Annotated in this window: 17 protein-coding genes and 1 pseudogene; 6 read left to right on the forward strand and 12 right to left on the reverse strand. The window is 71.8% G+C overall.

Going from position 1 to position 25,440, the window contains the following annotated elements; all coding sequences use genetic code 11:
- Positions 1-338: 338 nt before the first annotated feature.
- The 3 genes and pseudogenes from EST92_RS10405 to leuD all read right to left on the reverse strand — a co-directional run bounded on the left by EST92_RS10405 (position 339) and on the right by leuD (position 1,624).
- The gene (locus EST92_RS10405) at positions 339-698 is read right to left on the reverse strand and encodes an Lrp/AsnC family transcriptional regulator (protein ID WP_254068757.1); all 360 of its coding nucleotides are present in this window, start codon (positions 696-698) and stop codon (positions 339-341) included.
- Positions 699-701: 3 nt separating this feature from the next.
- A pseudogene (locus tag EST92_RS32100) lies at positions 702-839 on the reverse strand (Lrp/AsnC family transcriptional regulator); the annotation flags it as partial.
- 188 nt (positions 840-1,027) lie between these two features.
- Complete coding sequence (gene leuD / locus EST92_RS10410; RefSeq protein WP_129280656.1) at positions 1,028-1,624, reverse strand: 3-isopropylmalate dehydratase small subunit; 597 nt, start codon at positions 1,622-1,624, stop codon at positions 1,028-1,030.
- A gap of 298 nt (positions 1,625-1,922) precedes the next feature.
- On the opposite strand from leuD, the gene cimA reads away from it, so the two are divergent.
- Together cimA and EST92_RS10420 are read left to right on the forward strand one after the other, a co-directional pair.
- The gene (cimA, locus tag EST92_RS10415) at positions 1,923-3,575 is read left to right on the forward strand and encodes a citramalate synthase (protein WP_129280657.1); all 1,653 of its coding nucleotides are present in this window, start codon (positions 1,923-1,925) and stop codon (positions 3,573-3,575) included.
- A 365-nt stretch (positions 3,576-3,940) separates the two neighbouring features.
- Positions 3,941-5,197 (forward strand): amino acid permease, encoded by a 1,257-nt coding sequence (locus EST92_RS10420; RefSeq protein WP_254068754.1) that lies wholly within the window; start codon positions 3,941-3,943, stop codon positions 5,195-5,197.
- Between the two features lie 21 nt (positions 5,198-5,218).
- Here the strand turns inward: EST92_RS10420 and EST92_RS10425 are convergent, their stop codons facing one another.
- From EST92_RS10425 to EST92_RS10435, 3 genes are read right to left on the reverse strand one after another with little or no spacing between them, the layout of a single operon-like run.
- Positions 5,219-6,445, reverse strand: coding sequence for an MFS transporter (locus tag EST92_RS10425; RefSeq protein ID WP_129280659.1), 1,227 nt, complete (start codon positions 6,443-6,445; stop codon positions 5,219-5,221).
- Between the two features lie 23 nt (positions 6,446-6,468).
- Positions 6,469-7,272: an alpha/beta fold hydrolase gene (locus EST92_RS10430; protein WP_129280660.1), complete on the reverse strand. Its 804-nt coding sequence runs from the start codon at positions 7,270-7,272 to the stop codon at positions 6,469-6,471.
- Positions 7,269-9,077 (reverse strand): non-ribosomal peptide synthetase, encoded by a 1,809-nt coding sequence (locus EST92_RS10435; RefSeq protein WP_129280661.1) that lies wholly within the window; start codon positions 9,075-9,077, stop codon positions 7,269-7,271. The genes EST92_RS10430 and EST92_RS10435 overlap by 4 nt, the downstream gene beginning before the upstream one ends.
- 228 nt (positions 9,078-9,305) lie before the next feature.
- On the opposite strand from EST92_RS10435, the gene EST92_RS10440 reads away from it, so the two are divergent.
- From EST92_RS10440 to EST92_RS10455, 4 genes are read left to right on the forward strand one after another with little or no spacing between them, the layout of a single operon-like run.
- Positions 9,306-10,073: a TylF/MycF family methyltransferase gene (locus EST92_RS10440; RefSeq protein ID WP_129280662.1), complete on the forward strand. Its 768-nt coding sequence runs from the start codon at positions 9,306-9,308 to the stop codon at positions 10,071-10,073.
- Complete coding sequence (locus EST92_RS10445) at positions 10,070-15,013, forward strand: non-ribosomal peptide synthetase (protein ID WP_129280663.1); 4,944 nt, start codon at positions 10,070-10,072, stop codon at positions 15,011-15,013. Before EST92_RS10440 ends, EST92_RS10445 begins: the two co-directional genes overlap by 4 nt.
- 1 nt (position 15,014) lies before the next feature.
- Positions 15,015-18,098 (forward strand): type I polyketide synthase, encoded by a 3,084-nt coding sequence (locus EST92_RS10450; RefSeq protein WP_129280664.1) that lies wholly within the window; start codon positions 15,015-15,017, stop codon positions 18,096-18,098.
- Positions 18,099-18,112: 14 nt separating this feature from the next.
- The gene (locus EST92_RS10455; RefSeq protein ID WP_129280665.1) at positions 18,113-18,874 is read left to right on the forward strand and encodes a hypothetical protein; all 762 of its coding nucleotides are present in this window, start codon (positions 18,113-18,115) and stop codon (positions 18,872-18,874) included.
- Between the two features lie 16 nt (positions 18,875-18,890).
- On the opposite strand, the gene EST92_RS10460 is transcribed toward EST92_RS10455, so the two are convergent.
- The 6 genes from EST92_RS10460 to EST92_RS10485 form a co-directional block, all read right to left on the reverse strand.
- The gene (locus EST92_RS10460; RefSeq protein WP_129280666.1) at positions 18,891-19,823 is read right to left on the reverse strand and encodes an EamA family transporter; all 933 of its coding nucleotides are present in this window, start codon (positions 19,821-19,823) and stop codon (positions 18,891-18,893) included.
- 11 nt (positions 19,824-19,834) lie between these two features.
- Complete coding sequence (locus EST92_RS10465) at positions 19,835-21,067, reverse strand: ATP-grasp domain-containing protein (RefSeq protein WP_129280667.1); 1,233 nt, start codon at positions 21,065-21,067, stop codon at positions 19,835-19,837.
- Positions 21,064-22,524, reverse strand: coding sequence for an FAD/NAD(P)-binding domain-containing protein (locus tag EST92_RS10470; protein ID WP_161981726.1), 1,461 nt, complete (start codon positions 22,522-22,524; stop codon positions 21,064-21,066). The genes EST92_RS10465 and EST92_RS10470 overlap by 4 nt, the downstream gene beginning before the upstream one ends.
- 136 nt (positions 22,525-22,660) lie before the next feature.
- On the reverse strand, positions 22,661-23,371 hold the full coding sequence (locus EST92_RS10475; RefSeq protein ID WP_161981727.1) for a helix-turn-helix domain-containing protein: 711 nt from the start codon (positions 23,369-23,371) through the stop codon (positions 22,661-22,663).
- Positions 23,372-23,398: 27 nt separating this feature from the next.
- A complete protein-coding gene (locus EST92_RS10480; RefSeq protein ID WP_129280670.1) occupies positions 23,399-23,776 on the reverse strand; it encodes a nuclear transport factor 2 family protein in 378 nt (125 codons plus the stop codon).
- A 5-nt stretch (positions 23,777-23,781) separates the two neighbouring features.
- Complete coding sequence (locus tag EST92_RS10485; RefSeq protein ID WP_343283788.1) at positions 23,782-25,107, reverse strand: pyruvate carboxyltransferase; 1,326 nt, start codon at positions 25,105-25,107, stop codon at positions 23,782-23,784.
- Positions 25,108-25,440 lie beyond the last annotated feature (333 nt).

Below are 25,440 nucleotides of genomic sequence, written 5' to 3' on the forward strand. Positions count from 1 at the left end.
CCGTCGAACGCCTGCGGGCTGGTCACCTCGTGCAGCAGGTGCAGATCGATGAAGAGAAGGTCGGGCTCGCCTTCCGCACGCCGGACGACATGATCGTCCCAGACCTTCTCCGCGAGTGTCCGTCCCATCGCTTTTCCTTTCTTGGCGCAGCACATCCCGGACGGTGTACGACCGTCCGGCGCGGTGCTTCACGTTACGGACGAACGCAGGGCTGCCATCCGGCCTTGTCGGCCAGTGGAAAAGAGGAGGGGAAGGCTCTCAGCACGAACCCGGGTGGAACGCGCACAGGGCGCGCAGCCGGTACGGATTTCGGCTGCACACCCCGGGCATGACGGATCTCACCTCTCGTTACGGCGTCGCGATGGTTTGGATTCGGACGTCACGGCCGGGTCGATGATCTGGGTTTCCAAGTGCTCATAGACGATCGAGGTGTGCACATCCGCCACCTCTTTGCGCTCCGTCAGCCGATCGATGACGAAGGCATAGAGGTGGTCCGTGCCGGGCACCGCCAAGTGCAGCAGAAAGTCGTGGTCCCCGGTGGTGACGAAGAGTCCGACGATTCCGGGAAGGGCGCGGACCCACTCACGGAACTCCTCCAGAATTTTCCGCGACGGCGGGCGGATGCGGACGGCCACGAGCGCTTGCACCGGACGTCCCAGCGCCGCGAGGTCGACCTCGGCGGTGAAGCCGCGGATCACGCCGCGGCGCCGTAGCGTGCGGAGCCGCTCCAGAGAGGTGGAGGGCGCAACGCCGACGGCTGAGGCTAAGTCCCGGTTGCTTCTCCGTGCATCCGCCTGGATAGCGCGTAGGAGTGCTCGGTCCAATGCGTCCAACTCCACGACACAACCCCTTGTCGTCCCCGGTTCTCGGTGGGCGACATGAGGGGGCGCGATCGACGGCCCGCACTCGGCAGCCCGCAATGATCATGCCCAGCATGTCATCGGCGAGGAAGCCTGTCTCATTTCCCGAGACGGAGCAGTAGTTCACATCGGGCGTACCGTCTGAATCCGCACGCCGATCGCCGCTTCTACACGGCGAGCAGAGTACGGGGGAGCCACATCGGCCGCTTCTTCTCATAGGCGGCAATAGCGGATTCATGCGACAGGGTCATGGTGATGTCGTCCCAACCGCGCAGCAGCATACGGCGGTTGTACTCGTTCACGGCGAAGGGGAATGCGGCATCACGGCAGCGCAGAACACAGCTTTCCAGGTCGACGGTGAAAATCGCGGCCGGGTCGTCCTCGGCGAGCTGCCAGCAGCGTTCGACCGCTGCCGATGAAATCTCGACCGGCAGCAGGCCATTGTTGAGCGCGTTGCCCCGGAAGATGTCGCTGAACGAGGGGGCGACCACGGCCCGGAAACCATGGTCCAGCAATGCCCAGACGGCGTGTTCCCGGGACGATCCGATGCCGAAGTTCGGTCCGGTGACGAGCACCGACGCGTCCGCGTACTCCGGCTTGGCCAGCAGGTAGCCGGGCTCCTCACGCCAGTTGGCGAATAGGGCGTCGGCGTATCCCGTGCGCCCGGTGCGCTTGCAGTACTCGCCGGGGATCAGTTGGTCCGTGTCGATGTCGCGGCGCCGGAGCGGCGCAGCCGTTCCGCGATGAACCGTGAATTGCTGCACGTTGTCGCCAGTCCTCGGTCGTGGGAGGGGATCCGTACGCGGGTACGCGACGAACGCGCGACGTGACGGCCGCGAGCCCATGCGCCCCGCTCGGCCTTGGAGTCTTGCGGTCCACGGTACGGGCGGCAAATCTTCCTTGCGTTCAGTGGAAAACGCGTGCGCCCGCCCCGCTGCCTCCGTGCTGGAATCCGTGACGTGGGGACCGGTCGGAGAAACGGTGCCCGAGGCCGTCCCGTGTCTTGAGCTGGAGGAGGCGCGGGGTGCCCTGACTGGCCATCACCACTAGGACGGCACTGCCATGAAGAAGAGCATGGACTGCTTCCACGTCTTCGACACGACGCTGCGCGACGGTGCGCAGCGCGAGGGCATCAACCTCACCGTCGCGGACAAGCTGACCATCGCCCGGCACCTGGACGACTTCGGCGTGGGGTTCATCGAGGGCGGGTGGCCGGGGGCGAACCCCCGGGACACGGAGTTCTTCGCCCGCGCCCACGCGGAGATCGACTTCCGGCACGCCCAGCTGGTGGCCTTCGGCTCCACCCGCCGGGCCGGGATCGCAGCCGAGGACGACCCGCAGGTCGCGGCCCTGCTGGACTCCGGGGCGCCGGTGGTCACCCTGGTGGCCAAGGCGCATGACCGGCATGTGCAGTTGGCGCTGCGCACCACGCTGGAGGAGAACCTGGCGATGGTCCGCGACACCGTTCGCCATCTGCACGCCCAGGGCCGCCGGGTGTTCGTGGACTGCGAGCACTTCTTCGATGGCTACCGGGCCAACCCTGGCTACGCCCAGCAGGTGGTGCGCATCGCGCACGAGGCGGGGGCGGAGGTGGTGGCGTTGTGCGACACCAACGGAGGCACGCTGCCGGCCCAGGTGCAGTCGATGGTGGCCACGGTGCTGGCGGAGACCGGGGCGCGCCTCGGCATACATGCCCAGGACGACAGCGGCTGCGCAGTGGCCAACACCCTGGCCGCGGTGGACGCCGGCGCCACGCATGTGCAGTGCACGGCCAACGGCTATGGCGAGCGGGTCGGCAACGCCAACCTGTTCCCGGTGGTGGCGGCGCTGGAGCTGAAGTACGGCCGGCGGGTGCTGCCGGAGGGCAAGCTGACGGAGATGACGCGGATCTCGCAGGCCATCGCCGAGGTGGTCAACCTGACCGCTGCCACGCACCAGCCGTACGTGGGGCTGTCCGCCTTCGCGCACAAGGCCGGGCTGCACGCTTCGGCGATCAAGGTGGATCCGGACCTGTACCAGCACATCGCCCCGGAGCAGGTCGGCAACACCATGCGGATGCTGGTGTCCGACATGGCCGGGCAGGCCTCGGTGGAGCTCAAGGGCAAGGAGCTGGGCATCGACCTGGGCGAGGACCGGGAGCTGGTCGGCCGGGTCGTGGCGCGGGTCAAGGAGCGGGAGCTGGCCGGCTACACCTATGAGGCGGCCGACGCCTCCTTCGAACTGCTGCTGCGCGAGGAGGTGGCGGAGCACGACCCTCGCTCCTTCCGGGTGGAGTCCTGGCGAACGATCGTGGAGAACCGCCCGGACGGCAGCCATGCGAACGAGGCCACGGTCAAGCTATGGGCCGAGGGCGAGCGGGTCGTGGTCACCGCGGAGGGCAACGGCCCGGTCAACGCCCTGGACCGGGCGCTGCGGTGGGCCTTGGAGAAGTGCTACCCGCAGATGGCCGAGCTGGAGTTGGTCGACTACAAGGTGCGCATTCTGGAGGGCCGGCACGGCACCCGGTCCACGACCCGCGTACTGATCTCCACCAGCGACGGCAGCGGCGAGTGGTCGACCGTCGGCGTCGGTGACAACGTCATCGCCGCCTCCTGGCAGGCCCTGGAAGACGCCTACGCCTACGGCCTGTTGCGCAGCGAGCGGAAAGACGGCTCCGCTGAGCGTCCTGCCCCTGCGACGGCGTACCCGGCACAGGCCGAAGCCGCCTCCGTATGAGCAGAGCCGCGGCGCGGCCTCCCGACGGAGGGGGAGGTCTTTTCATCGGCAGTCAAGGGTTCGATGTTCCGTCCCGTCAGGCGGCATGACTTCGACGATCACCCGCGTTCCACCGTATGTCCGCATGTTCAACCGGCCATCCAGCGAATGATGTTCGACGCGGACCGGCCCGCGTTCCTGTGGCACGAATTTCGTGCAGCCCTTGCGGCGGCGGAAGCAATACCCCTCTAGCATCGACGCGCGGCGCAAGGGAACAGGAATTTTTCCATGAATTTCCGCGGCCGCATTTCAATCCTTCCGCTGTCGAAGAAAGTGAGGGCTGCCCTATGTCGGGTGGACGCCTGGGTCTCGGAGAAGGGACCGCCTTGTATATCGGCGCCGTACTGGGGCCCGGGGTTCTCGCGCTGCCCGCACTCGCCGCTGCTGCCGCCGGTCCCGCGTCCGTTGTGGCCTGGGCCGGGCTGCTGGCCTTGAGTGTCCCCGTCGCGGTGGTGTTCGCCACGCTCGGTACCCGCTTTCCGGACGGTGGCGGTGTTTCCACTTTCGTAGCCAAAGCCTTCGGGGCGTCCGCTTCCGCAACCGTGGGGTGGTGGTTCTATGCCGCCGTTCCCTTCGGAGTCGTTTCGGGGGCGATGATCGGCGGGGAATATGTAGCCGAGGCGTTGGGGATGGGCGAGGGAATTGCTTTGGCCAGCGCCGCGGTGATTCTGCTCGCCGCTGTGGTGGCGAACTGCGTCGGTCTTTCGTTGTCCGGGCGACTGCAGTTGATTCTGGTCGGCGTGCTCGTACTGCTGCTGGTCGGAGCCATGGCTGCGGCTTCTCCCGATGCCTCGTGGGAGAACTTCACGCCGTTCGCCCCGCACGGCTGGGGATCCATCGGGTCCGCCGCCGTGCTGATCTTCTACGCGTTCAGCGGCTGGGAGGCGGCCAGCCACCTGTCCGCCGAGTTCTCCCACCCGCGCCGGGACCTGCCGGCCGCGACCGGCGTGACCCTCGTCGTGGTGGGCGCGCTGTACCTGGGACTGTGCCTGGTCACGATCGCCGTGCTCGGTGACAGCGCGGGCAACTCGCACGTCCCGCTGATGATGCTGCTGGAGGTCGGCCTGGGGCCGGCCGCGCGCGTCCTGACCGCGGTGGCGGCCGTGTGCCTGACCTTCGGTGCCGTGAACACGTTCATCGCCGGCGCGGTCCGTCTGGGGGCCGCCCTCGGCCGCGACGGCGTGCTGCCCCGGTACCTGGCGAAGGGCTCGAACGCCGGTGAGGTGCCGCGCCGCAGTCTGAGTGTGCAGGCGGCACTGGTGGCACTCCTGATGGGCACGGTTGTGGCGGTGGGGATCGACCTCGATCCGCTGATGCGGGTGACGTCGGTGCTGCTCTCCGCCGTCACCACTGCCGGTATGGCGGCCGGCGTGGCACTGCTGCCGAGCCGCCGTCCCCTGTGGTGGGCGGCCGTGATGGCGTGTGCGATGAGCGCCCTCGTGCTGCTGTGGAGTGGCTGGATGGTGCTGCTGCCGGTAGGCCTGGCCGGCTGCGCCCTGGGCGCCAAGCGGCGTCTGAACCGCCCGGTGCCCGAAGCGGAGCAGACCGCCGTGCCGAGCCTGGTGACATCCCGCGAGGGCTGACCGCGGGCAGCCCGCCGCGTCCTACCGGGGTGTCGGTCGTGGCTCGCGGATCGGCCGGGCGGTGACCGGCTCCCGGCGCCGGAAGAGCAGTTCGGGAACCACGGCGAGGGCACAGAGGGCGGCCGCCGGCAGCGGCGTCCAGTGATCCGGCAGCCACGCGAGCAGGGCGCCGCCGAGTGCCCCGCCGGCCGCTCCGCCCAGGTAGATCACCGAACTGTTCACGGACACCGCCAGCGGGCCTGCCGGACCGGACTGGCGCAGCAGACGGTGCTGTTGGGGGGTCGCGTACATCCAGCCCGCGATCCCCCACAGGGCCACGCAGACCAGGGCGGCGGGGTAGCAGGTGGTGGTCCAGGGCATGACGAGGAACGCCACCGCCATTCCGGCCAGGGAGAGCAGCACCAGATGCCGGCCCATGGGGCGGTCGAGAAAGGCCCCCGCGGCAGAGTTGCCCACCAGACCGCCCACACCGAAGACCAGCAGCAGAAGGCCGAGGCGTCCGCCGTCGTGGCCCGTGGCAGGGGCGAACACCGCGCCTGCGTAGGTGAGGAGGGAGTACTCCGCCACCACGGCGAGCGCGGTGACGCTCAGGAGCAGACGGACCTGCGGCGAGCGCAGGGTTCCGAGCTGCTCGCGCAGGCTCATCGGACGAGGACACTCCGCATGGCCGCGCAGACCGCTCACCAGCGCCGAGGCCACCACGGCCGTCCCCAGCCCCAGGAGGGTCAGGGAGATCCGCCAATTCGTGGCCTCGGCGGCCCACGTGCTCGCCGGCACACCGATCACCGAGCCGGCCACGAGTCCGCCGTTGACGACGGCGAGGGCTCTGCCGCGCCGCTGCTCGGTCACCGAGGCGGCGGCGAGGGCGGCGACATGCGGGGTGAACTGGCAGGCACCCGCGGCCACCAGAACCCGGCCGAGGAAGGCCACCATGAGCGAGGGCGCCCCGGCGCACACCAGATTGCCGGCCGCCACCGCGCACAGGGCACCCGTCACACACGTACGGGGAGACCAGCGGCTGAGGACGGTCGACAGGACCGGGCCGAGCACCGCGTAGCTGAGGGAGAAGACCGTCATCAGCTGACCCGCGGCCGACAGGCTGACGTCCAGCGAGGCGCTGAGCGCGGGCAGCATCCCCGCTATCGCGAACACGTCCGTGCCGATGAAGAACGTGCCCAGCGCCAGCAGGTACACATGCGGCGGCAACTGCGCACGCGCGCGGGGAGCGGAAGTCGTGGGAGGGTGCATCGGGTCCTCTGCGGTCTCGGCGGTCAGGTCAGAAAGGTCTCGGCCTTCACCGCTGCCGTGACCGCGGACGGGAAGCCGTCGAGGTAGAAGTGGCCGCCGGGAAAGACACGCAACCGGAAGGCACGGCGCGTGTGCTGCGCCCAGGCGCAGGCCGCGCGTTCGTCGAGGAGCGGGTCCTCGGAGCCGGTGAAGACCGAGATCGGGCACCCCACCGTGGCGTCGGGAGCGGGCCGGTACGAGTCCAGCGCGCGGTGGTCGCTGCGCAGCGCCGGCAGGATCATCTCCTGCAGCTCGGGGTTGCGCAGCAGGCCGGGGTCGATGCCGCGCAGACGCGCCAGGTCGGCGAGGATCTCGGAGCCGTCCCCGAGCGCCACGGACGGCAGCCGGGTGGGTGGCGGCATCCCGGAGACGATGAGCAGGCCAGGGCTGACTCCGTGGGCCGCCTCCAGGCACCGGGCCGTCTCGAAGGCGAGCAGCGCCCCCATGCTGTGACCGAAGAGGACCGGCGCCGGATGCCGGCCGGCGGCCACCTGCCGGGCGATGTGCTCCGCGAGGACGGTCAGGTCTTCGATCGGCCGCTCGCCGGCCCGGTCCTGGCGCCCCGGGTACTGCACCGCTTCCACCCGGATCCCGGGGGCAAGCGCCTCGGACAGCGGGAAGTACGTTCCCGCCGACCCTCCCGCGTAGGGGAAACACACCAGGCGGCGCACCGGCCCTGGCGACGTGGAGGAGGGGGGCACGGGGTGGAACTGGCGGAGCCAGGACGTGTGGCCGCCCGCCCGGCGCCCGGCCGGGGCGGGTGCCGGCCGGCGGTGCGGGGAGGTCATGCTCCGGCCCGCTCGGTGATCAGAGCGCTCAACGCACCGACGGTCGGTGTCCGGAGAAATTCCTGAAGGTCGATGCGGACTCCGTAGCGCGCATGCAGCCGCGTGACCACGACCGCGGCCGACAGCGAGGTGCCGCCCAGGTCCACGAAACTGTGGCCGGGATCCGTGACCTGCACGCCGAGGACCTCTGTCCAGAGACGGGCGACCGCGTCCGCCACCGGCCCGCCCGCCGGGGTGCCGCCCGGCCCCGGGGCGGACGAGCTGGGCTCGGGCACCACAGACGGTGCCGGGAGGCGCCGGCGGTCGACCTTGCCGTTGGGGGAGAGCGGCAGGGCGGTGGCCGTCACGACGTGGCGGGGCACCATGTGGTCGGGGAGCAGGGCAGCCAGATGTGCGCGCAGCGCGGCGGGGTCCGGCGGGTGTCCCGCCTCGGACACCACATGTGCGACCAGCTGCCGTTCGGCCCCGGCCGGGGGCTCCCAGGCGACGACGGCGCACTCCCGTACGGCCGGGTGGCGGCCCAGGGCGCACTCGACCTCCCCGGGTTCGACCCGGTACCCGCGAATCTTCACCTGGTCATCGACCCGCCCCGCGTACTCCAGGAGGCCGTCCTGGCGGCGATGGACCAGATCCCCGGTGCGGTACGCCCGCACCGTCCCCTCCTCGGTGGGCAGCGGGGCGAAGCTCCGGTCCGTGCGTTCCTCGTCCCGCAGATAGCCGTGGGCCAGCCCCACGCCCGACAGCCACAACTCGGTGTCCCCTTGGGACGCCCGGTCCTCCCGGCGCCCGGCGACAGGCCGCAGATGGGCTGCCATCCCAGGGACGGGCCGGCCGATCGGAGGCGCGTCCGGCCAGGTTCGGGGCGGGCCCGTCAGGGTGTGGGCGAGCGCCACATGGGTCTCGGCGGGACCGTAGTGGTTGTGCAGTCGGGCGTCCGGCAGCCGGGCGAACAGTTCGCGGATGCCGGGCGTGATGCGTAACGCCTCGCCCGCGGCGGCCACTTCCCGCAAGTCCTCGGGTACCGGCCCCAGTGTCCCGGCGAGATCGGCGAGCCTGCTCAGCGCCACCGGGGGCACGAACAGGCGCTGGATCCTCCACCGGGAGAGCAGCTCCAGGACCTGTTGCAGGTCGCTGCGCTGCTCGTCGGCCGGGACGTACAGACAGCCCCCGCTGCACCAGGCCGTGAACACCTCCTGGACGAAGACGTCGAAGCCCAGGGGTGCGAACATCAGGGTGCGCAGCGGCTCGGCGCTGGTGCCGGCCAGCGTCCAGGCGACGAGGTTGTCCAGGCAGCGGTGCGGCATGGCGATGGCCTTGGGTCCGCCGCTGGACCCCGAGGTGAACACGGCGTAGGCCAGGTCGGTCGGCAGCGGGGGCGCCAACTCGGGCCCGGTGGGCCCCAAATCGTCGGCAGGGAGCTGTCCGGGGCGAACGGTGTCGGGCACCAGCAGCCGCGGCCCGGGCTCCGGTGCCGCGTCCGGGCCGGACACGAGGGCGAGGCGGGCACCGCTGTGCCGCCACATGTGGCGGATGCGCTCGGACGGGTAGCTGGGGTCCACCACACACAGGGCGCCCCCGGCGCGCAGCACCCCGAGGACGGTGACGCCGAGCGTCACTCCGCGCGGCAGCTGCACCAGCACGACGTCGCCCGGCCGGACGCCCTGGCGCACCAAGCGCCGCGCCAGCGCGGTGGCACGCCGGTCCAGTGCGGCGTAGGTGAGGCTCCCGTCCGGCGCGACCAGGGCGGGCGCTTCGGGATGACGACGTATGTGATGCGCCATCAGCTCACCCACTCGACCGGGCATCGTGCGGCTCCTCCCCCGCGGCACCGTGCCGCATGAGCCGACGATCACACGCGGAGCAGAGCCGCCGTCGCGGGGCTTCCACTCCCCGGAAGCCCGCGCCGCGGGCACCCGCGACCTCCCTAGTGTCGATACCGGACCACGTGGGTGGTCCGGTCGCCGCCGTCCGCTGCCCGTGCGCCGCCGCCGGCGTCCGGGCCCCACCGGCCACCGGCTCTTCGGAAGGTTCTCGTGCCCTCGACCACGCAGCTCTATCTGGACCTCATGAAACGCGTCCTGACCAACACGATCTACGAGGATCCGCCGATCCCCGCGAGCTGGGCCCCTGCCGAGACGTACGACGAACTCAACCGGCGGCTGGGAGTGGACTGGCCGACCGTCGCACACACGATGGTGGGAATGCGGCGCCTGGAGAACGTCGAAAACTGCGTCGAGACCGTGCTGCGGGACGGCGTTCCGGGCGACCTCATCGAGACCGGCGTCTGGCGCGGCGGCACCTGCATCTTCATGCGCGCCGTCCTTGCGGCGTACGGCGCGACGGACCGGCGGGTGTGGGTCGCGGACTCGTTCCAGGGGATGCCGCCCGCGGAGGCGTCCGCGTACGAGGGTGACCGGCTGCTCGCGACGGACCGCTACAACGCGTTCCTGGCGACCGATCTGGCCACCGTGCGCGGCAACTTCGAGCGGTACGGCCTGCTGGACGACCAGGTGAAGTTCCTGCCCGGCTGGTTCAAGGACACCCTGCCCCATGCTCCGGTGCCGCGGATCGCGGTGCTGCGCCTGGACAGCGACCTCTACGAATCCACCATGGACACGCTCGTCCACCTCTATCCGAAGCTCTCGCCCGGTGGCTTCGTCATCATCGACGACTACCACATCCCGGTCTGCCGACAGGCAGTGCACGACTGGCGCGCGCGCCACGGAGTCAGCGATCCGATCGAAGACATCGACGGGCTCGGTGCGTTCTGGCGACGCGGCGAAGGAGGATCCGCGCGGTGACACAGACCAGCCAGGACGTTCTGTCTTTGATAGCACGCCATGTCGGCCTCACCGCCGGCCAGTTGGACCTCGACCGCACCTTCGTGGCTTCCGGGGCGGACTCGCTGGCGCTGATGGCCCTGGCCCGAGAGCTGGAGTCCGGTGCCGGGGTGCGGGTGCCGGTGCGCGAACTGTTCGAGGGCGCGGACACCCCGCGCAAGCTCCTCACGCTGCTGTCCGCACCCGAGGCGCCCGACGGGGACGGCACAGCGGACCGCACACCTCTGGCAGGGCCCGCCGGCGGCACGGAGCTCGTCGGCAGTACGGGGCCCGCCGGCAGCGCGGAGCCCGCCGAGCCGACGAAGGACGTATGCGCCGTCATCGACGGTCAATTGCGGCTTGCCGAGAGCATGCTGGAGAAGTTCACCGAGCTGGCGGGGGAACAGCTCCGGGCGCTGGAGGACCTGCGCAGGGACCCGCCGGCCGGGCCGGGGGGAGACGAAGGCCTGCCGGAATGCCCCACGGACCGCGCCCCGCGGCAGCCGCAGGCCGCACCCACCGGGTCCGCGCCGCCGCAGCCCGTCGCGGAGCGGCCGGTCACGCGTCCCCAGCTGCGCCCGTCGCCGCAGGCAGCCGCCGGCCGCCCGGACTTCAGTCTCTACTTTTTCGGTGACTACGCGGACCCGGACGCCGCCGCCGGCTACCAGCACCTGATGGACGCCGCGACCTTCGCCGACGACCACGGCTTCCACGCCATCTGGATACCGGAGCGCCACTTCCACTCCTTCGGCGCACTCTTCCCGAGCCCCGCGGTGCTTGCGGCGTCACTGGCCGCGCGGACCTCCCGTATTCGGCTGCATGCCGGCTCGGTCGTGCTGCCCCTGCACAACCCCCTGCGCGTCGCCGAGGAATGGTCCGTCATCGACAACCTGTCCGGTGGCCGGGTCGGCCTCGGCTTCGCCTCCGGCTGGCACTCGCGCGACTTCGTCCTGGCCCCCGAGAACTACGGTCGCCAGCGCGAGATCCTGCACGAACACCTCGACACCTTCCAGGAGTTGTGGGCCGGGCGCGCCGTTCGCACGGCGTCGGGCACCGGCGAGCAGGTCGAGGTCAGGCTGCACCCGCGTCCGGTGCAGGAGGCCCCTCCCCTGTTCCTGGCGGTCCTGTCGAACCCGGAGAGCTACGAACGGGCCGGCGCGGCGGGCCTCGGTGTCGTCACCAACCTCATGACGCAGAGCGTCGATGATCTGCGCGACAACATCGCCCGGTACCGCAGGGCCAGAGCGGCCCACGGTTTCGATCCCGCCGGTGGGCGAGTGACGGTCCTCGTCCACACCTACCTCGGTGCGGACGCCGAGCGGGCCGGCCGGCAGGCCCGCCGCCCCTTCCGCGACTATCTGCGGTCCTCACTTCAGCTCTTCGACACCATGGCCAACAGCCTCGGCCTGGACGTCGACCTGTCCGCAACACCCCCCGAGGACCTCGATTTCGTCCTCGACCGGGCGTACGACCAATACCGCGCGACGCGCGCGCTCATCGGCAGCCCGGTCAGCGTCGGCCCCGTGCTCGACTCGCTGGTCGACGCGGGGGTGGACGAAGTGGGCTGCTTCATCGACTTCGGCGTGGAGCCGGGGCTCATGCTCGACGCACTGCCCCACCTCGACGAGCTACGGCGGTGCTACACCGCGCCGGAGCCCGATCCGTCCCTTTCTCCGGCCGCGGTTGCGCCGCTCCCGGAGCAGGCAGCGTGCTCCGCGCCGGCCTCCGCCCTTCAGCGCCGGATGTGGCTGCTGGACCGGATACGACCCGGGCAACACACGTACCACGAGCCCAAGGCGCTCCTTCTGGAGGGCCCTCTCGACCTCGACGCCCTGCGTGTCGCGCTGCGCCGCACGGTCGACCGGCACCCGCAGCTGCGCACCGTCTTCCACGAACGAAGCCACGACGGTGTGCTCGAACAGGTGGTGCTGGCCTCCCTCGCCGTCGACTGCCCGGTCGTCGACCTGACCGGCCTGGACGATGCCGCCGCCCTGGAGCGGATGCGGGACGACGAGGACCTGCTCGACTTCGACCTCGCACGCGGTCCGCTGCTCCGGGCGAAGCTCGGGCGGCTCGCCGAGGACCGGCACCTGCTGTACCTGGTGGCCCACCACATCGTGTTCGACGCGCTGTCCACTCCGGTCTTCTGCCAGGACCTCACCGCCTTCTACCGGGCCTGGCCCGGTGAGCCCGAGGACCTCGTCGAGCCCGGCTCCGGTGAGGTCCCCGAGCCCGAACCGGCCGCAGTGGAGAGGTCCTTGACGTTCTGGAAGCGTGAGCTGGACGGCGTCGCGCCTCTGGAACTCCCCACCGACCGGCGCCGGCAGCACACGGCCCCGGTCGTCGGCGCCACCCTGGAACACATCCTCGACCCCGGCCTCTCACGGGAGGTCCGCGCCTTCAGCCGGGCCCGGAACTGCACCGTGTTCATGACGCTGCTCGGCGCGGTGGGCGCGGTGCTCGGCAGGTTCGCCGGCCAGGACGACGTCGTGCTGGGAACGGCCGTGAACCGCCGCCCGCAGAGCGCCGGCCACACCGTCGGCATGTTCGTGGAGGCGGCCGCGCTGCGCATCGATCTGTCGGGGGACCCTGCCTTCGAAGCACTCGTGCACCGCGTGCGGTCCCGCCTCAGCACGGCGATCGAGCACTTGGAGGCCCCCTTCGACCAGGTGGTCGAGGCCGTCAACCCGACCCGTGCGGCGGGCGGCAACCCGCTGTTCCGGGCCATGATGGAGTTCGAGAACGAGACCGCGCTCGACTTCTCCGGCACCGGCCTGGCCGCCCGGCTGCTCGACGTGCCCCGCAAGCAGGCCCCGTTCGACCTCTCGTTCTACTTCGCCGACCGGTCCGACGGCATCCGCTGTGCGGTCGAGTACGACACCGGGCTCTTCGACGAGGACACCGTCCGCCGCGTACTGGAGTACGTGGAGGACCTGCTGCGGCATGCCGTGGCCGCCCCGGACCGGCCGCTGTCCCTGCTTCCCTCACTCACCTCGCGCGACGCGCAGGACCTCGCCCGGTGGCAAGGCCGACGCACCGAGGCCGACGCCGCATGCCTGCATGAGCTCTTCGAGGAACAGGCGCTGGCCCGGCCGGACGCCCTGGCGCTCACCGGTGACGGTGAGCCGATGAGCTACGGCGCCCTGGACGCGGCCGCGAACCGCCTCGCGCACCGCCTCGCCGAGCGGGGACTGGCCTGCGGCGACCGTGCCGTGGTGTGCGTGCCCCGCGGTGCCGGACTGGTGGTGGCGATCCTCGCGGTCCTCAAGTGCGGTGCCGCCTATGTGCCGTTGGACCGCTCGTTGCCGGCCGAGCGGCGCCGGTTCATGCTGGAGGACAGCGCGGCCGAGCTGGTGATCGCCGACCGTGCCGCGGAGGAGGGCTCGGAGCACGGCCTGGACGGCTCCGGCGGCACGCTCCCGTGCTCCGTCCAGTGGCTGGATGACGTCGACCCCGGCCTCCCGGAGGCCCCGCTCGGGGTACCGGTCCGCCCGGACGACACCGCGTACCACCTCTACACCTCGGGAACCAGCGGGCAGCCCAAGGCAGTGGCCGTACCGCACCGCGGGCCGGTGAACCTGATCCGGTGGCAGACCGCGACCCTGGGGGCGCTGCGCACGGTGCAGTGGGCTTCGGCCGGCTTCGACGTCAGCGTCCAGGAGATCTTCGCCACCCTGGCCTCGGGAGCCACGCTGGTCCTCCTCGACGACGAGACCCGCTACGATCCGGCGGCCGTCGCCGAGCACCTGCGGCAGCACGAGGTGCAGCGGATGAGCATCCCGTACACCCCGCTCAAGCACCTGGCCCGGGAACTGGCCCACGTCCCGTCGCTGCGCCAGCTGCTGGTCGGCGGGGAACGGCTGGTGATCACCCCTGAACTGCGGGCGCTGGCCGAGGCGAACCCGCAGCTGGAGATCCACAACCACTACGGGCCGACGGAGACCTCGGTGGTGGTGATCTCGCACCGGGTGGACCCGTTGACCGAGACGGTCCCGCCGATCGGCCGCCCGGTCGACAACGTGACGCTGCGCGTGCTCGACGATCACGGCCGGGACGTTCCGGTCGGTGTGCCCGGTGAACTCCTCATCGGCGGTGTCCAGGTGGCACGCGGCTACTTCGGCAGGCCCGCCCTGACGACGGAGCGCTTCGGTGCGAAGGCGGCCGGTCCCGCGGGCGGACCGGCCGCCGCGGACCTTCCAGCGGGCCGGAGCGCGGAGGAGCGGTTCTACCGCACCGGGGACCGGGTGCGGCTGCGCAACGACGGCACTGTGGAGTACCTCGGACGCATCGACGGGCAGGTGAAGATCCGCGGCAACCGGGTGGAACCGGACGAGGCCGGGCGGGTGCTCGCCGGCCTGCCCGGGGTGCGTGAAGCGGTGGTGCTGGCCCGCCCCGACCACACGGGCGAGAGCGAACTCGCCGCCTACGTCGTCCTGGAAGACCCCGCACCGGCCGACGAGGACTGGAGCACCCCGCTGCGCAGCCGGCTCGCGGCCACCCTGCCGCACTATCTGATCCCGCGATCCTGGATGCGTCTGGAGCGCGTCCCGTACACCGCCCACGGAAAGCTGGACCGCGCCGCGCTGCTCGCGCCGGGCGGTGGTGCCGTCGGAGCCCCGGTCTCCGCCGGCACCGGAGCGCCGGACGCCGCCACGGGCCCGGACGCCGCCACGGACACCGGCGGCGCCGCGGGGCCGCAGGAGGTGCTGCGCAAGCTGTGGGCCATGGAGCTCGGAGACCGGGTCGCCGCCGGCGTACCGGTGGACCGGTCGTTCTTCGACGTCGGCGGCAACTCGCTGTCCGCGGTGCGGCTGCTGGAGCGGATACGCAGCGAGTTCGGGTTCCGGATCCCGGTGGCGGAGTTCTTCGGTTCGCCGACCCTCCAGGCGCTCACGGAGCGGCTCCGGCAGGAGGCTGCCTGAGATGACCGAGCCCGGACAGCAGCACCTGCTGCGGCAGATCCGCACGGCGGTCGAGACGGTGCTGGGGCGGGAGGCCGATCCGCAGACGTCGTTCTTCGAGCTGGGGCTGACCTCGCTGGCCCTGACCCGGGTCCGGCTGCTGCTCCAGCGCAGCCTGGGGCGTCCCCTGGCCGACACCGCCCTCTTCGATCACTCCAGCGTGGCGGCGCTCGCCGCGCACCTGGCGGGCCCCCCGCCCGCTCCGGACCCGGCGCCGACCACCGCCGCCGACGGGAACGGGCAGCGGATCGCGGTCATCGGCATGGCGGCGCGGTTCCCCGGCGCCCCGGACGTGGACACGTATTGGCGCAACCTGCGCGAGGGCGTGTGCGCGGTGCGTTCCTTCGCCGGGGCGTCGCAGCCGGGGCATGTGCCGGTCGCCGGAGTGCTCGACGACATCGACCGGTTCGACGCCGCCTACTTCGGCATGAGTGCGCAGGAGGCAGGGCTCACCGATCCGGCCCACCGGCTGTTTCTGGAGGTGTGCCAGCAGGCCCTGGAGCACGGCGGGTATGCCGGCCGGGACGACAGCCGGCGCATCGGCGTGTACGCGGGTACGGGCATGAACCTCTACGGCCCCCGCCTCCCGTACTACGCACGGCACGGCCTGGGCACCGGGAGTGAGACGGACAACATCGAGACGCGGATGCAGGGGCTGATCGGGGCTCAACATGACTTTCTGGCCACTCGGGTGGCGTACCGGTTGTCGCTGACCGGCGCCGCCGTCGGCGTGCAGAGCGCCTGCTCGACCTCGCTGGTCGCCGTCCACCTCGCCGCCCAGTCCCTGCTGACCGGGGAGAACGACCTGGCCCTCGCGGGTGCGGCCGCCGTGCAGCTGCCCCAGGACGCCGGATACGACCACGAGCCCGGGTTCATCCTCTCCCCCAGCGGGGTCTGCCGTGCCTTCGACGCGGCTTCCGACGGCACGGTGGGCGGGAACGGTGTGGCCGCGGTACTGCTCAAGCGGCTCGACCGGGCACTGGCCGACGGCGACGAGATCCAGGCCGTCCTCCTCGGCTCCGCCGTGAACAACGACGGAGACGCCAAGGCAGGGTTCACGGCGCCCGGCGTTCGCGGCCACACCGACGCGGCGCGCCGGGCGCTGGCCCGCGCAGGAGCCGCCCCCGAGACCGTCAGCCATGTGGAGGCGCACGGCACCGGCACCGCGCTGGGCGACCGGGTCGAGTTCGAAGCGCTGTCGCGCGCCTATCGCCGGAGCGACGGGGCCACCGGGCGGTGCGCACTGGGCTCGGTCAAGCCCGCCCTCGGCCATCTGGACACCTGCGCGGGGATGGCGGGGCTGCTCAAGACGGTGCTGATGCTCAGGCACCGCACGCTCGTCCCCACCGTCAACCACACCCGTCCCGACCCCCGGTTGCCCTGGCAGGACAGCCCCTTCCGGCTGGTCACCCGCGCGCGCGAGTGGACGGCCGAGGGCGGCGGGCCGCGGCGGGCGGGGGTGAGCGCGCTCGGCTTCGGCGGCACCAACGCCCATGTGATCCTGGAGGAACCGCCCGCGCGGGCGCCCGCGCGACCGGCCTCCGCGCCGGTCGCGGTACCGCTGAGCGCGCACGGGCCGGTGGCGCTGCGCCAGTATGCGCGGCGGCTGCGCGACCATCTCCGCGACCACCCCGGCTTGTCCGCGTACGACCTCCAGACGAGTCTGGCGGCCGGGCGGCCGCATCTGCGCTACCGCGCGGTGGTGCACGGCAGCAACGGGCCGGAGCTGGCCGACGCGTTGGACGCCCTGCTGTCCGCGCCCGGCGAGGCGGAGCCGGTCCGGGCCACCGGGGCGCCCGTCCTGGCCTTCTCGGGGCAGGGCGTTCCTGCCGTGGGGGCTGCGCTCGGCTGGTACCACGAGTGGGACGCGGCGCGGAGCGTGCTCGACACCTGCGAGGAGATCCACCGGCAGGAAGGGTACGGAAGTCTGCTCGACGGTCTGCTGCGGGACCCGGCCGGCGCCGCGGGGCCCGACGAGACACCGCAAGCCGCGCTGTTCGCCCTGCAGATGGCACAGGCGCGGCTGTGGCGTTCGCTCGGCGTGGAACCCGCCGGTGTGCTCGGGCACAGCCTGGGCGAACTCGCCGCCCTCTGCGACGCCGGGGCCTTCTCGATCGAGGACGGGCTGCGCTTCACGGCTGCGCGGGGGCGGGCGATGGCCACGCGGCAGGCGGCCGGGCGCATGCTGGCGGTCGCCGCGGACCCGGACACCGTGGCAGAGGTGTGCGCTGCCACCGGGGCGGACCTCGCGGCGGCCAACGGGCCCCGCTCCCATGTGCTGTCCGGGACCGCGCCCCAAGTCGACGACGCGCAGCGGCTGTTGGAGGAGCGCGGCCTGGCATGCCGCGAGCTCCCGGTGGGCCGGGCCTTCCACTCGTCGCGGCTCGCCCCGGTGCTGCCCGAACTGCGGGAGGCGGCCGCTGCGGTGCGGTTCACCCCGTTGCACACCCCGTGCGGGGACACCGCACGCGGCGCCGTGCTCCCCGTCGGTACCGTCCTCGACGCGGAGCATCTTGTGCGGCAGGCGCGGCAGCCGGTGCTGTTCGCCGCCACGCTCGCGGCGGTGCGCGCGCTCGGCTGCGCCGACTTCGTGGAGATCGGCCCCGGCGACGTCCTGACCCGACTGGGGCGCGTGGCGCTGCCCGGCACCTGGTGGGCCCCGAGCCGCTCCCCCGGTACCCGGTCGCCCCGGGAGGCGCTCGCCGCGCTGTACGGCCACGGTGTGCCCCTGGACTGGGCACGGATCGCCCACGGAGGCCGGCGCGTGGCACTGCCCGGCAGGCCTTTCCTCGGCGAGCGCTTTCCCGTACCCGCCCTGCCGCCCGTTCCGGGGGCTGCCGTCGTGGACCGTGCCGTTACGGGTTCCAGTTCCACCGTTCCGCGGGCCGCGGGTCCCGGGGCCGCTCCGGACGGTGCGGGCCCGGTGGGCCGTACCGCGGTCCGGCAGCTCGCGGTGATGGGCCGGCTGCTCGACGACACGACCGATCTCCTGACCGCACAGCTGCGCGCGCTGCCGGGACGCCGGACCCCGCGCGCGGGAGACTGAAGGGACGCTCCGCAATGACCCACCCCGCCGAGGAACCACTGCTGGTCGCGCTCGACTACCCCGGATACCGGGCGGAGGCCCGACTGGCGGAGCTACGGCTGCCCGAGCACGGCCTGGGTGTGCACGAGCTGCTGAGCAGGCCGCTGCCGTGTGCGACCCGCGGCACGGACTACGCGGCACACCTGCTGGCGAGCCATCCCCTGCCCGGCGGGCCGGGCACCCGGGAGGTTGCCGCGGTCGCCGCGTACTGCGCCTCGGCGCCGCTGGCGTTCGAGGTCGCGGCCCGGCTCGGGGCCGACGCCGGAACGCCCCCTCTGCTCATCCTGTTCGACGCCGAACCGGACACCCGGCGCCCTGCCCTGGACAGCTACCGGGAGGCCGTTGCCCAGTTCGGCGTCTCCCCTTCCGAGCCCCCGGAACCAGGCCTTCTGGACCGCGCGCCGGAGGCATTCGTGGAGAGCCTGGTGGGCAGGCTGCGGGGCCATGCGGTCTCCGCGCTGCACACGCTCGGCAGCGACCAGGAGGAGGCCGTCGCAAGCGCCGCGCAGATGGCGGACGCCTACGCCGACTGGCTCCGCCATCTCGTCGCGGCGCACCACTCGGCGGTGACGGACTGGACCGGGGACGTCCTGCACATCGTCTCGGCGGACGGTGCGCCGTCCCCCTTCCCGCACGGCACCCGCTCGGTGCGGCGGACTCAGATCGACTGTGCCCGTAAGGACCTGCTGCGGTGTGCGGAGACCCGCAGCGCGGTCCTGGCGGCCGTGGAGCGCTGAGGCTCCGGCAGCCCGCTCACTGCTCCTGGCGCACGGCCGGCACCCGTTCCGCAGACGACTGCCGGACACCGCTGCGCCCGGAGGCCGGCCGCGGGCTGCGCGCGTACCAGGCCGCCGCCGCGACCAGGCAGCAGATCAGCGCGAGGGTCGCCGGATCGAAGCCGCCGTGGAACGCGGTCTCCGCGAGGTACGTGGCTCCGGGCAGGGTGGTGAGCAGCACCATCGCCACCATGGGGTCGGTGCGTTGCAGCCCCCTCTGGAGCAGGAACAGCGGAATGGTCACGGCAAGGACGCCCGTCGCGACGAGGGCCGGGAGCCCCGCCGCCCAACGGTGGCCCGCACCGCCCGTGGCGGCGAGCAGCACACCGCCGCACAGATAGGTGAGGTGGAAGCGGTGCGCGGTGACCCGTACGGGGTCGACGCCCCGGCGGCCCAAATCCGCTGACACCAGAGCGAGAAGAGCGGCGCCGGTGCCGGCCAGGACCGCCAGGCCGATGCCGGCCAGGCCCGTTATCGAGCCCAGGTCGGCGGTGCCGGTGAAGCGCCACGCGACGGCCAGCCCGAACACGACCAGGGCAGCGCACCCCGCCCAGGCACGCCCGGTCGGGCGCCTGCCGACCCCCGCGAGCCCGAGCAGGGCGACGGCCAGCGGACCCACCGTGGTCTCGATGGCCGTGGCGAGGCCCGAGGGTATCCAGCTCAACGCCGCGTAGAAGCCGAGAAAGGTGACCGCGGTGAGGGCGTTCATCGCCAGCAGCGGCCCCGTGACCCGCTCCGACTGGGCCACGGCACCCCCGCCGCGCCGCCGCACCAGGAGCACCACGTTGAAGACGACGGCGGCGGTACCGAAGCCCGCGCAGGACAGGGCGAGGCTGTCCGCGGCACCGAGCCGCCCCGACACCAGCCCGTAGACGGTCGCCTGGAGCAGCACCGAGGCCACGATGGACACGGCCGGCATGGTCAGACCCCCGTATCCGTGATGCGGAACAGGCCCCCGGAGTCCTCCAGGTCGTGCAGCACGCCCAGGCTGTGTTCCAGCAGCTCATGGTCCTCGTGCACGAAGAACGCGATCCCGCAGGTGCCGGTGGTCAGATGCCCGTGGCGGACGGTGTCCCCCGGCTGGGGCATGCGGGCCACGCTGTGGAACCCCGGCAGGCGGCGCACCAGGCGCAGCCCGTCGAGCGCCTCCAGGACCCCGCTGCGGTGCGCGCGCAGGTAGACCTTCGCCAGGGAGGCCGCGGGGCCGTACGGCGGGTCGAAGCGGTTCTCGAACTCCCCAGGGCGCAGGAACCGTTCGGCGACCAGGTGCGGGCTGCTGTAGCCGTACGCGGCGTGGTAGGCGTCGGCGGCCAGGTGAGGCCCCATCAGCCGGGAGTTGACCTCGACCAGGCGCGGCCCGTCCGCGGTGCGCATCACCTCGGTGTGCGCCGCGCCCTCGCGCACGCCGAGAGCGTCCAGGCAGCGCAGGACGTACTGGACGAGGTCCTGTTCGGACTCGTCCAGGGTGGGCCGGGAAACGATGTGCCGGAGCACGGGCTCGCCGTGCAGCTGATCAATGCGCTCCGCGTACACCTCGGCCGGCAGATGGCGGCCCGCCATGCTGACCGTGTTGACGATGTACTGGGAACCGGCCAGGAACTCCTGGACGAGCGCACCCTGGTTGACCTCACCCATGAGGTTGCGCCGGCCCACGGTGGCGGTGAATGCCTCCCGGGCCTCCGCCGGCCCGGGACAGATCCGGCACCCGTCGCCGCCCGCACTGTTCAGCGGCTTGACGACGACCGGGTACGCGGTCCAGTCCGCCAGCACGCGGTCGAGTTCGGCCTCGCTGTGCACGCCGACGGTCCGCGCATGCGGCAGCCCGACGTCCGCGAGGGCCAGGGCCATCCGGTACTTGTCCCGACGGGCGGACCGCAGTGCGTGCCGGTGGTGCGGCAGGCCGAGCCGTTCGGAGAGTTCGTCGGCGAGCGTCACGCCGAACTCGCTGCCGGCTATCACGGCGGTCGTGCCCAGCGCCTGCAGTTCGTCCGCCGTGACCTCCACGTCGCGGTGCAGGACTGCCTTGACGGGGCGGGCCGCGGGTGCCGCGGCAGCGTGTTCCTCGGCGTAAACCTCGACGAACGCAGCGCCCTCCTCCAGGAGGGCCTCGGCGAGCTGCACTCCGCTGGAGACGGGGTTCACGAGAGCGATCACAGGACTGTCCTTTCGGCCGGCGGCCGGGCCTCGGTGACGACCGGCCGCGAGAACTGCTCGGCGACGACGGCCGCGTGCTGGGCCGCGGCGCGTAGGTAGTTCACGATGGGGAAGCGCGTACCTGCGGCCGCGCCGACGACCCAGATGCGCTCGGCGGGCCGCCCCGGCGCGAGCCGGATCCGGAGGCTGTCGAGGATCTCCGGGCGGGGGCCGTCCGCCGAGCCGCCGATGCGCAGGCCACCGTCGGTGACGGTCAGCGGGCCGACCCGGTAACCGGAGGCGCAGACGACGTGGTCGAACTCCTCGGCCGAGCCGTCCGGCCAGCGCACCGCCCACCCGTCGCCGCGAGGCGTCGCGCTCCGGGGGTAGCGGGGGGCGACGCGCAGCCTTCCCCGGTCAAGGTATCCGCTCAGCAGCGCGGCGTTGCGGACCGGGATCGCCGAGATGTAGCGGGACATCAGCGGCCGGTAGCGCGGCAGGACGCGGGCGCGGGTCTCGGGGGACCAGTGCGGGACGGCGGTGTTGAGCGTGTCGATGAGCTCCGCCATGACGTCCTCCCAGGGAATCCTGCGCTGCTCGGCGAGCGCGCTCTCCTGGCACAGCAGCTCCTCGGCGACACCTGAGACGGTGGCGGGGCGGACCCGCCGTTCCGACCCCACGGACCGTATGGCGGCGACGAGTTGGCGGGTCACGGCCCGGTCGAGGGCCGCCTCGTCCCGTACCGGCCGGGTCCAGGCCTCGCGGTGCAGCCGTGGTGCGTCCGGGCGGCGCAGCCGATTGCGTACGGCCGGCAACATGCCCGACGGGGAGGTCATGACGACGCTCCGCCGGCCGCTGCCGCACAGGACCAGTGCGGCGTCGACCGCCGACTGCTTGGTACCGAGGACCAGCACCCGCGCGTCCTCGGGAATCTGTCGCAGGCGCTGCGCGGGGTGCGGGGAGTGGGTGAGCCGCGGGTGGTCGGCATGCGCGCGCACCAGAGGCGGCAACAAGGGGGTGTCGACGCCGGCGCAGAACACGACGTCGGTTCCGGTCACCGAGCCGCCGTCGGCCAGTTCCACCCGATAGCCCTGGCCGGTGCGGTGTATCGCGACGGCGCGGTCGCGGACGTGCGCGACGCGGACACCGGCCCGCCCCGCCGTCTTGGCCAGCCTGCGGAAGCGCTCGCGGCAGTACTGCCCGACAAGGTGGCGGGGGACGAAGTCGTCGCGGTGGACGGGGTGTCCGCGCGACGCGAGGTAGTCGAGGAGGTCGGAGCGTCCCTCGGACCGCAGGGAGGTCACATCGACGGAGGTGTTGCACAGCAGCGTGGGGTCGGTGGTGCCGAACGCGGTACCCAGACCGATGGGGCCGGGCGCGACGAACGTCACGCGGGACAGGGCCGGGACGGCCGCCAATTGGGCGAAGGCACTCACCGCGGCAGCACCGCCGCCGACGATGACGATTTGCCTGGTCACAAAGATGCCTCATCGGAAGTCGTGCGGGTGATTCGAGGGGCGGGCGCCGCGACGGCCGGACTGCCCCGGCCGTCCACGCGGGCATGAGCGGGGCGCCCGGCCTGGGTGGTGCCGGGCGCCCCGGTGCCGCTGCCGGTCAGGCGGCGACGGCTCGTCGGCGCGAGAGCGCGCGTTGAATGCCGGCCGTGGCGGCTATCAACAGCTCCCGCCCGTGCCCGAGGGCGGCCTCGTCCGGCAGGGTCAGTCCGACGGCGGCAACAGCGGTCAGGTCGTCCCCGACCACGGGCATGGCCACCGTCTTCCGGCCGGCCCGCGGTTCGCCGGGGCGCACCACGCAGCCGTATTTGCGGTACAGCGGCAGACAGCGCTGCACCGCGGTGCCGCCCGCTCCCCGGTGGGCGAGGAGTGCCAGGCCGCAGGCCGATTCGTGCAGAGGGCGGCGCAGTCCTCGGAGATCGGTGCCGCGCCGGTCATCGCGGGCGCCGAGGTGCTCCACGCATACGGCGTCCCCGCCGTCCGCGACCACCAGGCGCACTTCCTCACGGGACGCTTCGAGGAGCGAGAGCAGGGACGGCAGAGCCGCTTCGCGCAGTCCGGTCCTGCTCGGGGTCAGGGCCCCCAGCTCCCAGATGCGCAACCCGATGCGGTACCGCCCGTCGAGCCCGCGGCTGAGCGCGCCCCAGCTCTGGAGTTCTCTGATGAGCCGATGGGCGGTGGCGAGCGGAAGGCCGGTTCTCCGGGAGAGTTCGGAGAGCGACAGGCCGCTGTGCACCGCGTCGAACGCCCCAAGAATGGCCAGCGCCCGACTCGTCACCGAGACGCCCACGGTTTTGAGGTTGTCAGCCACTTTTACCTCATCAATGCAGCGCCGGATTCACACCAGCGGAGAATAGAAGTACGTTTCGCGGTGGCTGAACCTGCCATCGGTCCCTACCGTGAAGAAGTCGGCGAATTCAAGGGAGACCTGCTTACCGCTTCTGAGCGTGCCGGTGAATTCTCCGGAAACCGCGACCCGGGGCAGCTGTTCGGTCACGGTCACCACGGTGTGGGTGCCGTGTTCGATGACGCGTTCACTCCGGTAGAAGGCGTTGAGGGCGTCGCGGCCCCGCATCGGTTCGTAGCCGGGACGCCGGTAAACGGCCTCGGGGTCGAACAGGTCGAGCACGCCGTCCACGTCGCCCGCATCGACCCGCTGGTAGTAGCTGCGGACCAGGTCGGCCGCGGGACGCACGGCCTGGCTTGCGCGGTCCATGGGGCTCACCGACCCTTCCGCGGCCAGGAGGCGAGCTCCCGGTCGAGCCGGTCGCGCACCACCGAGAGGTCCTCGCAGTCACTGCCCGGGCGCTCGGAGACATGGGCCCGGTAGAGCTCCTCCACCTGTGCGTCGTCGGCGACGATGCCGAGCTCGTCGAGAAGGTGACGCAGGACGGCACGCCCGGAATGGCGGCCGATGAGGATCTCCGTCTTGCGGCCGAACCGGGCCGGCTCCACGTACTCGTACGTCTCGGGGTTGCGCAGGAGTCCCTGCTGATGGATGCCGGCGGCGGAGCCGAAGGCGTAGGCGCCGACGATCGGCTTGTTCCGCGGCTCCTCCATCTTGATGATCCGGCGGAGGGCCGTGTAGGCCTCATGCATCCCGGCGATGTCGACGGTGCTGTACGCGCCGTAGAAGTCGCTCTTGTACGCGAGGGTCGCCGCGAACTGCTCCAGGGAGGTGTTGCCCGCGCGCTCACCGATGCCGCCCAGGGTGACCTGGACCTCGTCGGCGCCCGCTTCCATGCCGGCCAGGGCGTTGGCCAGCGAGAGCCCGAAGTCGTCATGGCAGTGGGTGGAGATCCGGGCCGTGGGAGCCCACTCCCGGAATTTGGCGATCAGCTCGCCGTACTCGCCGGGCACCATGGCACCCACCGTGTCGGGTACGACGATGCAGGAGGCGCCGGCTTCCAGCACGGCTTCGGTGGTGGCACGCAGATGTTCCTCGGCGCCGCGCGTGGCGTCCTCGATCGCGACGGCGACCTCCTCGACGCCGAACGACTTCGCGAACTCGACCACATCGACGATCTCTTCTATCGCCTCCCGCCGGCTGATGCCCCGCTTGTACCTGAGGTGGACATCGCTGCCGACCGTCACCGTTTCGACCTGGTGGTTGGCGGTGCCGCCCGCCTCGACCGCAGCCTCCACGTCACCCCGTACCGCCCGGCAGAACGTCACGAACTGAGCGTCCTTGAGGCCCTTGGAGATGAGCTGCGTGGCCTCGAAGTCCCGCGGCGAGGCAGCGGGGAAACCGGCCTCGATCCGGTCTGCGCCCAGCTCCTCGATGCGCAGCGCCATTTCGAGTTTCTGCTCCGGCGTCATGGCATTCCCCGGCGCCTGCTCACCGTCTCGCAGCGTGGTGTCGAAGACAGATATTCGACGTGCTGTCCTGGCAGGTGACACGACTCCCCCAATCCTTGGTGTCCATCCATTCGGCATGTGACCGGCGAGCCGAATCGCCTGCACCGCCGAGGGAAACGTAACGATTCCCGGAGGGCAGAGCGAAGGTCGCCGAATTACATTCCGCTGCACATCCACCACGGACGTCATTCATTCGGTCCGGGGAGGCTCATGCCCGGATTGCTCGAACACTCGGGATGCCGGGCGGTCCCGAATGTCTGCTGACCGAGCATCAACGTCTCACATGTTGGGATACCCGCTCGGGGTGCGGCATGATGCAACGCATCTCCCTCTTGCTCCACCTTGTGGGCTTTCCGCAAGCCGGCCCCTTCGCGAGACCACCACGCGCACCGCGCCTGCGTGACAAATCCACCAGCCAACCTCCCGGCGCGGCGAGTGAGCACGGGGCATCCGCAACAACTCCCGCCACTGAGCGATCGTCGTCGGCACAAGGTTCTGGAGGACCGAGCTTTCACCTGATGG

The sequence above is a fragment of the Streptomyces sp. TM32 genome (assembly GCF_004122755.1).
In the GTDB taxonomy this organism is placed as follows: domain Bacteria; phylum Actinomycetota; class Actinomycetes; order Streptomycetales; family Streptomycetaceae; genus Streptomyces; species Streptomyces sioyaensis.

Bases quoted from the DNA above. Each gene is read 5' to 3' on its own strand.
- cimA (WP_129280657.1), top strand. From the start codon at position 1,923: ATGAAGAAGAGCATGGACTGCTTCCACGTCTTCGACACGACGCTGCGC.
- EST92_RS10425 (WP_129280659.1), bottom strand. From the start codon at position 6,445: ATGCACCCTCCCACGACTTCCGCTCCCCGCGCGCGTGCGCAGTTGCCG.
- EST92_RS10430 (WP_129280660.1), bottom strand. From the start codon at position 7,272: ATGACCTCCCCGCACCGCCGGCCGGCACCCGCCCCGGCCGGGCGCCGG.
- EST92_RS10435 (WP_129280661.1), bottom strand. From the start codon at position 9,077: ATGCCCGGTCGAGTGGGTGAGCTGATGGCGCATCACATACGTCGTCAT.
- EST92_RS10450 (WP_129280664.1), top strand. From the start codon at position 15,015: ATGACCGAGCCCGGACAGCAGCACCTGCTGCGGCAGATCCGCACGGCG.
- EST92_RS10455 (WP_129280665.1), top strand. From the start codon at position 18,113: ATGACCCACCCCGCCGAGGAACCACTGCTGGTCGCGCTCGACTACCCC.
- EST92_RS10480 (WP_129280670.1), bottom strand. From the start codon at position 23,776: ATGGACCGCGCAAGCCAGGCCGTGCGTCCCGCGGCCGACCTGGTCCGC.
- EST92_RS10485 (WP_343283788.1), bottom strand. From the start codon at position 25,107: ATGACGTCCGTGGTGGATGTGCAGCGGAATGTAATTCGGCGACCTTCG.